Genomic DNA, 8,149 nt, shown 5'->3' with positions numbered 1-8,149 from the left:
CGCAAGGGGTCGGTGGCCAGGATGAACTCGTACAGGTCCTCGTGCTTTCATCCCCCGGGCACCGGCGTCGACCTTGGCGTTCCACTGCTCCACCAGGTCCAGGTGTTCGCGCCAGGCCGCTCGGTTGCGCATGATGTCGCGCCGGTAGGTGGCCAGGTCCATGGTGGCGAGGTTCCAGGAGTCCGGACCGCCGCACAGGGTTTTCTCACGGATGCCCACCGAGCCCTGGTCGAGCGCGGCCGGGAAGGTGGCGCACACCATCGGGCGGTGGACGTACGCGCCGCAACGCGCCTTGCCGGGGGCTATCTCCATCAGGAACACGCAGCCCTTGGTGTCCGGCCGGTGCAGGAGGTGGAGGTCGTACAGCGGACCGCCCGGCCGGAAGCGGAAGTCGCTGTTGTCCTCCTCCTTGCCCTCCTTGAGGTAGACGAACTCCCTGGGGTGGACGGCCATTCCGGACGCCAGCCTGCGGACGTCCGCGATGGTCACATGGACGTTGTACTCCCGGCAGCACCTGCCACCGCAGTCGGCGCAGCCCGCCAGGTTCGCTCCGCCGCCGTTCACGCGACCACGTCCTCGGGCCAAGGCGTACCGGCTTCGCGCGCGGCCTGCGCCTCCAGCAGATAGCGCTGGAAGTCCTCGACGTCCGGCGGGGTTTCGGCGTCCTGTGCCAGCGTGTTCCAGCGGGCCACCAGCTCGAACCAGTGGTCCCGGTCGGCGGTCCACTGGCGCTCCGCCTCCGCCAGCTCAGCCTCGTCGAGCCGGCGTTCGGGCCCGTCCGTCCGCTCGGCCTTGCCCCCGGGCACCGTGGGGAACATGCGGCAGGACACGGGCGCGAGTTCGCCCAGCCCGCAGCGGCCGGTCCCTTCGAGGGTGCGGATGTGGAAGACGCAGCCCTGGGCAGCGTTGGCCACCCGGACGTTCACCCGGCGCCGCGCGTTGTCCAGCACCACCCCGGTCGGATCGTTGGCGGCGGCCGGCGCCGTCTGGGTGAAGTGCCACGGCTCGAGGGCCAGGGTGCGGGCGATACGGACGAGATCCGCACCGGTGACGTAACGCGGCCCGCGATAGCACAGCGCCTTCGCCCGGGAGGTCTGCCACTGGGCTTCTGGGCCCGCGATGCTGTCCACTGTCAATCCATCGTCCCCTTCGTACAGGGCGGAGCGAAAGGCTTGTCAACGTAGTCGCCCGTGAGCGTAGCCCGGGCAGGTCTGGGGATCTCCCTCGACAATCCCGTGCCGGGACGGCGGTCAGCCCCGGGCGACCGCGATGCTGCCCTTGAGGCGTTCACCGGCCTCGTAGACCATGTAGGGCACTCCCCCTTCGGTGCCGAAACTGGGCGCGGCACTGCGGCCGTTGTCGGGCGCGCCGTTCGCGGAGTCGTAGAAGCGGCCGAGGTGGCGGCGGAGCGTGAAGTTCTCCCCGAGCTCGGTGATCATGAGGTCGCCGCCGCTCTCCTTGTCCTTGTTGTAGACGACGAAGGCGCTGCCGCCCCGGGTCAGCAGGTGCGGGCCGCCGACGTTGACGGCCGCTACGTCGGTGTGGCTGACCAGGGCCTTCTGGTCGAAGGTCCAGGTGCGGCCGTCGGCCGACCAGCCCCAGTGGATGTCCCGGTGGTCGGTGGTGTTGTTCAGCATGAACAGCATCACGTAGTGGGCGTTCTTCGCGGGCAGTTCGTACGGGAAGACCCGGGCGTACGAGGTCTCTTTGGTGCCCGCGGGCAGCATGGACGCGGTGAGGACCACCTTGTCGTAGGTGAAGTTGATGCCGTCCTTGGGAGCGGGCCAGCCGCGTCTGTGTTCTCGGCGGGGAATTAAGCCACATCTCCTTGGGCTCTCGTTCCACATCACGTGCGGGGAGGAGACGTGGGTGACGGAATAGTGCGGCTGCCAGCGGTTCGAGACGATCGGGTTGTGGGGGTACTCGGTGAAGGGCCCTTCGATGTGGTCCCCGTAGGCGAGGCAGATCCCGCCGGGCGCGTCGTGCGGCGCGTAGTAGAGGTAGTAGCGGCCCAGCGGTGCGGACACCCGGCCCTGGGCGCCCCGGATGCACGGGAAGATGATCTCGCCGGTGGGGTTGTACTTGAGCTGCCCGGGCGTCAGGAGGGTCTTGACATAGCGGTAGTCGGGGAATCCGCCGGGTGCCGCGGCCGGGGCCGGGGCGGCGGCGAGGGCCGGGGAGGCCGCCGTGCCGACGGTGAGCGCCGCGGTGGTCGCGGCGGCCGACTTGAGGAGGATGCGGCGGCTGGGCTGGTGCGGCTCGTACATGGAGTGCTCCGTCCCGTACGTGGAAGGGGGTGTGTGCCGGAGATGAGCGGTCACAGGGCGGTGGCGGCGGTGACGCAGAAACCGCCGAGGGCGACGAACCAGACGTAGGGCAGGGTGCGCGTCATCACCTGCTGGGGGCCGACTCCCGCGTACTGCGCGCTCCACACGGTCTGGGTGCTGGTGGGGTCGGCGACGCCGAACACCTGGTTGTAGGAGGCGGTGATGCCGAGGACGGCGGCGGCCGGGTAGATACCGGCGGCGATGAGGACGCCCGCGATGCCGGCGCCGAGGCCGTACACGTTCAGCGGTCCGCGGTACAGACAGAGCGGCACCAGCACCGTGAAGACCGCGACGAACAGCACCGGGTTCTGCGGGCTGACCGCCTTGACGAGAGGTTCGAGCGCGTCCACGGCGCCGGGGAGCTTGACCGCGGCGAGCAGGATGCCGATGGCCACGAACAGCGTGATGGGCGCGGCGGCCACGTCGAAGCCGCTGTACAGGGTGCGCAGCAGCCGCCGGTTCATATCGCGTGGCCGGGTGGTCGTCACGAGCGCGTAGAGCACCCCTGCGAGCAGCGAGGGGATGATCGCGATCTCGAAGCCGAGCGCCAGCGCGAGGGGCACGGCCGGGGTGAGCAGCGCGTACCACGGGGCGTCGCCGAGCCGGGCGCGCCGCTTGCCGGCCTTGGTGCGCGGCGTCTCGGTGCGGAAGGCCCAGGCGTGTTCGACCCCGCGCCTGCGGGACTCGACGAGGACGAACATGACGGCGGCGAACAGCGCGAACGGGAACAGCTTGATCATGAAGTCGCGTACGTCGGAGACCGGCAGGTCGAGGGCGCTGGAGAAGAACTGCCACACCGGCAGCTCGAAGGGCATCCCGGCGGCGATGCCCATGAGGATCGTCCCGGCGGCGGTCACCTTGGGGATACCGACGGCGATCATGGCGGGGATGCCGACGATCCCGGCGAGCATCGCCGCGGGCGCGGAACCGGTCACGGTACCGACGAGGGTCGACACCATGAGCACGCCGAGCGCGACGACCGTGGGCCGGTCGCCGCCGAACTCGACTATCTTGCGCACGAGCGTGCCCGCGATACCGGTCTCGTCGAGCAGTTTGCCCAGCCAGGAGCCCAGCAGGATCGCGATCATCGTCGCGGCGAGCGCGGGGGCGCCTTCCTGGAGGACCGTATCGAAGACGCTGTTCTTGCCGGTGACCGGGGCGCCCGAGACGAGGGCGATGACCACGCCGAGCAGGACGAGCGCGAAGGCGGTGGGGAGCTTCTTGGTGAGTATCGCGGCGACACCGGCCGCCATGATGATCAGGATGATGATGCCCATGACCTACTTCTCTCTTCCCGGGGCGACCGGGGCGGCGGACGCGGCCAGGGCGGCGGACAGCAGGAGCGGACTGCGGCCCAGGCCGCAGACGGCTTGCGCGTAGGCGTGCGCGGCGAGTTCCTCGGCGCCCGCGACGTGGCCGAGGACCCGCAGGCGCCCGAGGCGCAGCGCGGTGTGGCCGAGGGCCTCCTTGAGCGCGGTGCGCCCGGGGCCGTGGTGGAGGCGTTCGTGGACCGCCTCGTGGGCGAGGGCGGCGGCGCGGACCGAGCCGGCCGGGAACCAGTCCCGCCAGCCGTGGGCGGTCACCAGGCGCTCCGCCGCGTCGATGGAGTCCGTGTACAGCTCGACGGTGGGCGGCCGGGAGGTGTAGCGGGCGAGGAGCCCGCGCCCCAGGCCGCCTTCGCTCTCCACGATCCGCAGCGGGGTGGGCACCTCGGCGGGGGCCAGGGCGGCGCCGAACTCGGCGGCGGTCGCGGCCCAGTGACGCAACAGCGCGGGATCGCGGCTCTCGTGCAGCGAGAGCGAGCCGAGGAAGCGCGCGCCGTACTCGATGTCGTCGACGGTGACGAGGGCGATGTGCGTGCGGGCTGCGGCGAGGCGGGTCATGACCGCTCCTCCAGGATCGCGACGACGGGCTCGTCACCGGGGCGGCCCTCCAACTCGGTGTGAGCCAGCGCCAGCAGGGGTTGCGGGTCGAGCACCCCGGAGAGGTCGGCGATGCGGGAGCCGATGAGCAGTCGCAGCGCCGGGGCGCGCACGCCGCCGTCGCCGTAGGCGGTGGCGGCGTCGACGAGGGTGGCGAGGGTCTGCTGCGCGGAGCCGACGGTGGTGGTGTCCACGCGGGCGTCGGGGGCGTACAGCCGGACCACTCCGTCGGCGTCGACGACGCGTACCGGATGGCGCACTCCGCGCAGCCTGCGGCGCAGTTCGGTGCCGTAGACGGTGTAGCCGGGGGTACGGGCGAGGACGTCGACCTGGTGCTCGGGGACCTTGAGGCTCGCGGCGGCCGTCCGCAGGCGTTCGGTGTCGTCGGCGCGGTGGGCGCGGTCCTGGGTGCGCAGTTCGGTGGCGCCGGTGGCGATGGCGCGCACGGTGCTGGTCTGCGGGTCGACGGTGACCTCCACCTCGACGGCGTCGGCGGCGGCGCCCTGGGCGACGACGGCTCGTTCGGCCTCGGAGCGCACCGCGAGGATGTCCTGCTGGCCGGCGCCGGGGATGATCCGCTCGACCTGTTCGCGCACGAGGGCGAGGGCGACCCCGATGGGGCTGATGACCTCGCTGTGGGCGGCGATGCGGCCCTCGTGTCCGGTCGTGGCGGCCAGGTGCGGGGTGACGGAGGCGGCGGCGCCGCCCCCGCCGACGAGCACGACGGTGTCCTTGTCGAGCCGGTAGTCGTCGATCATGGTGTTGACGACGCTTTCGACCTGGGCGACACCGGCGTCGAGGACCTGGGTGGCTGCGGTGTCGACGTCGGTGCCGAGGGCCGCGGCCAGCGGAGCGAGGGCTGCGCGGGCGACATCGCGGCGGGCGCGCGCGAAGTCGCCCTCGGGGACCCGGCCCAGGGCGTTGGCGGCGCAGGTCAGGGTGATGGCGTAGCGGCCTCCCGCGGCGTCGAGCACGATGTGGTCCTCGGCGTCCCCGGGCAGCGGACGGACGGTGGCGAGCCGCGCGCCCGCGAGGTCCTCGGCGGTGGCGAAGCAGGCGTAGGGCAGTCCGGCGATGTGCGCGCTGCGCGGGCCGACGGCGGTGATCTTCCCGCCACTGGTCCTGCCCCTGATCCCTCCACTGATCCCGCCGCTGACCCGGACCATCGAGCCGCCGCCGACGCCGACGGTGCGCACATCGAGCGCGGAGAGGTACGAGGACTTGCCGAGGAGGGTCGCGTGGCGCACGGCGACCTTGCCCCGGCGTATGACGCTGATGTCGGTGGAGGTGCCGCCGGTCTCCAGGAAGACGCCCTCGCTGACGCGTTCCTCCATGAGCGCCCCGGCGACGCCGGCCGCGGGGCCGGAGAGCACGGTCAGCAGCGGGCGGCGGCGCATCTCGTCGAGCGACATGACACCGCCGTCACAGCGCATCACCATGAGCGGGGCGGTGACACCGGCTTTGGTGATGGAGGCGTCCACGAGGTCGGCGGTGGCGAACATCTTCGGCAGGATCGCCGCGTTGACGACGGCGGTCCTGCTGCGCTTCCGGAGGCCGTAGAGCGAGGTGATGTCGTGCGCGGCGGTCATCGGCAGGCCGCGCCCGTCCGCCACTTCGCGCACCGCGTCCTCGCCCTCGGGGCGGTCCACGCTGAAGGGCTGGGTGGCGACCAGGACTTGGGCCCCGCCGTGCACCACCTCGTCGACGGCCCTTTCGACGGCGGCCCGGTCCTCGGGGTCGGCGACATGCGCGTAGGTCAGCGGAAGCCGTTTGCCGGGCGTCAGTTCCAGCTTGGCGAGGGAAGCGAGGCGGCGGGTGAAGGCGGCCGCGGCCCCGGTGCCGATGCCGAGCAGCCCGACGGTGGCCACATCGCCTTCCAGCAGGGCGTTGGTAGCCTGTGTCGTGCCGTGGGCCAGGAAGGCAACGTCCTCGGGGGCGTGTCCGGTCCGTCTCAGCAGGCGGTCGAGCGCTTCCACGATGCCGTGGGCGACCCCGTCCTCGTGATGGTGGCTGGTGGGGACCTTCACCTGCCCGAGCAGGTCGAGGGTCGTGGCGTCCACTGCCACGGCGTCGGTGAAGGTTCCGCCCACGTCGATGCCGACGCGGATGCGGTGGGTGGTCATGGTCTGGGCACCTCCTTGTGCCGGGTCGGCGCGTACGCGGGCGGTGGGCCGGGCGGGGCAGGTGGAGCTGCTCCCGTCCGGCCGTCCCGCCGCCGGGCGACCGGGCGCGCCGTACCACTCCCCGGTCTCCGGTGGGGGCTCAGTAGCCGCGCACCCGCGGCCAGTGGCGTTCGACTCCGGCGCGGTCGAGCAGGGCGGCGAATGCCTCGAAGCGCTTGTCCTCGGCCTGCACCTGGTGCGGTTCGACGCCCTCGTCGAGGCAGTGGGCGGCGAGCGCCCCTGCGACCTCGCCGATGTTCCACTCCACGGGGTGCAGCCGGTAGCAGCCGTTGGTGATGTGGGTGGTGCCGATGTTCTTTCCGGCGGGCAGCAGGTTGCGCGTCCGGCGTGGGATGAGCGCGCCGAGCGGGATCTCGAAGGGCACGGAGCCGATGTCGATGTAGTTGTCGCCGCCGGTCGAGGGGTGCAGGTCGATGCGGTAGCTGCCGACGCCGACCGAGTCCCGGTGGCGGGTGCCGCCGGTGGGACCCACGAGGTCGACCGCCACGTCGTGTTCGGTGACGGTCGTGACGGCCTTGATGCGGCGGGACTCACGCACGTACGGGGCCTTGGCGAGGCCGTCCTCAGTGCCCATGACGTCGGGGCGCAGCCGCAGGCCGGGGAAGCCGGTGCCGCCGTCGGGGCGCGGGGCCTCGGTCTGGAGCCAGTACAGGACGGACAGCGACAGCTGCTTGGCCTCGCGCACCGCTTCGGCCGCGGTCTGCTCGCCGGCACCGATCAGCGGCTTGAGCCAGTAGTCGTTGAGCGGCCAGTTGACGAGCGTGATGTCGGAGTCGAAGTGGCCGTCCCGGTACAGCTTGCGGGCGAGGATGCGGCGGAAGCCGAAGAGTTCCTTGTCCCCGGCGTCGGCGGACTGGTCGGCGCTGACGGCGAGCGGGTCGGTGTCCGGGTTGGGTACGAAGGTACGCGGCACCGCCTCCAGGCTGCGCGGGTCGGGCGCCAGGAAGCCGAGCAGCGGGCCGGGCCAGAAATCCGGGGTGTAGCCGCGCCAGAAGTCGTAGTCGGCGGGCTTCTCTATCGTGTGGTCCTCTCCCTCGTGGTGGGAGAGCGCGAAGCAGAAGGTGATGCCCTGCTGGTTGAGCGGATCGGCCCGCTCGGGGGCGTGCGGCTCGCCGAACTCGGCGCGGGACTCGGCGCCCAGCGCTTGCTCGACCCCGGCCAGCTCCAGCAGTTCCCCCGTCTCGGTGGCGTCGAGGACGTAGGGAGCGGAGAAGGTGCGCCGGCCACCGCCGTGTAAGTCCTCCAGGGTGACGGACCGTACGGTGTCGCCCTCGGTCTCCGCGGCCACCGGGCGGTGCTCGGTGAGCAGGGTCAGCCGGCCCGAGGAGCGGTACGGGGCGAGCAGGCCCTCCAACGCGGCCAGCGCGACGCGGGGTTCGGCGCACAGCTTGCTGACGCGGCCGGCGCCGGGGTTGAGGCCGAGCAGCGCTGCGGCCTCGGCACGCAGCGGGTACCAGGTGCGGTAGTAGCCGCGGATGGCCTCGCGCAGCGCGCGGTAGGAGGCGGTGACGCCGAACTGCTCGACCCAGGGGGTGTTCGTCCGGCGGGACGGCCTGGGAGGTGAGCTGGCCCCCGATCCAGTCGGTCTCCTCGGTGAGGACGACCGTGCGGCCGGCGCGACAGGCGGCGAGGGCGGCGGCGACACCGCCGAGTCCGCCGCCGACGACGAGGATGTCGGTTGGCTGGTCACGGTTCTCCTTCTGCGGCGTTGTGGCGC

The 8,149-nt window shown here is 72.0% G+C and carries 5 protein-coding genes and 2 pseudogenes; all 7 read right to left on the bottom strand.

The features are described from left to right. On the bottom strand, positions 1 to 564 hold a 564-nt coding region (locus SSOG_RS45055; protein ID WP_039940296.1), incomplete at its 3' end, for a YkgJ family cysteine cluster protein. Next, positions 561 to 1,130 carry a hypothetical protein gene (locus SSOG_RS45050; protein WP_245606698.1) on the bottom strand — a complete coding sequence of 190 codons (570 nt, stop codon included), beginning with the start codon at positions 1,128 to 1,130 and terminating at the stop codon, positions 561 to 563. The genes SSOG_RS45050 and SSOG_RS45055, both read right to left, overlap by 4 nt. A gap of 120 nt (positions 1,131 to 1,250) precedes the next feature. Beyond that, positions 1,251 to 2,267: pseudogene (locus SSOG_RS45045) on the bottom strand (hypothetical protein). A gap of 50 nt (positions 2,268 to 2,317) precedes the next feature. Then, on the bottom strand, positions 2,318 to 3,604 hold the full coding sequence (locus SSOG_RS45040; RefSeq protein ID WP_009721005.1) for a TRAP transporter large permease: 1,287 nt from the start codon (positions 3,602 to 3,604) through the stop codon (positions 2,318 to 2,320). Between the two features lie 3 nt (positions 3,605 to 3,607). Further along, entirely contained in the window at positions 3,608 to 4,210 is a 603-nt protein-coding gene (locus SSOG_RS45035) for a hypothetical protein (RefSeq protein ID WP_009721004.1), read from the bottom strand. After that, complete coding sequence (locus SSOG_RS45030; RefSeq protein ID WP_009721003.1) at positions 4,207 to 6,372, bottom strand: hydantoinase/oxoprolinase family protein; 2,166 nt, start codon at positions 6,370 to 6,372, stop codon at positions 4,207 to 4,209. Before SSOG_RS45030 ends, SSOG_RS45035 begins: the two co-directional genes overlap by 4 nt. 139 nt (positions 6,373 to 6,511) lie before the next feature. Next, a pseudogene (locus SSOG_RS45025) lies at positions 6,512 to 8,105 on the bottom strand (FAD-dependent oxidoreductase). Positions 8,106 to 8,149: the final 44 nt, after the last annotated feature.

Origin of the sequence: Streptomyces himastatinicus ATCC 53653 (genome assembly GCF_000158915.1) — a bacterium.
Classification (GTDB): Bacteria; Actinomycetota; Actinomycetes; order Streptomycetales; family Streptomycetaceae; genus Streptomyces; species Streptomyces himastatinicus.
Note: the sequence above shows the minus strand (reverse complement) of the source record. Positions and strands in the feature narration are given on the sequence as shown.

Coding starts and splice junctions, on each gene's coding strand:
- SSOG_RS45040 (WP_009721005.1), bottom strand. CDS start 3,604: ATGGGCATCATCATCCTGATCATCATGGCGGCCGGTGTCGCCGCGATA.
- SSOG_RS45030 (WP_009721003.1), bottom strand. CDS start 6,372: ATGACCACCCACCGCATCCGCGTCGGCATCGACGTGGGCGGAACCTTC.
- SSOG_RS45035 (WP_009721004.1), bottom strand. CDS start 4,210: ATGACCCGCCTCGCCGCAGCCCGCACGCACATCGCCCTCGTCACCGTC.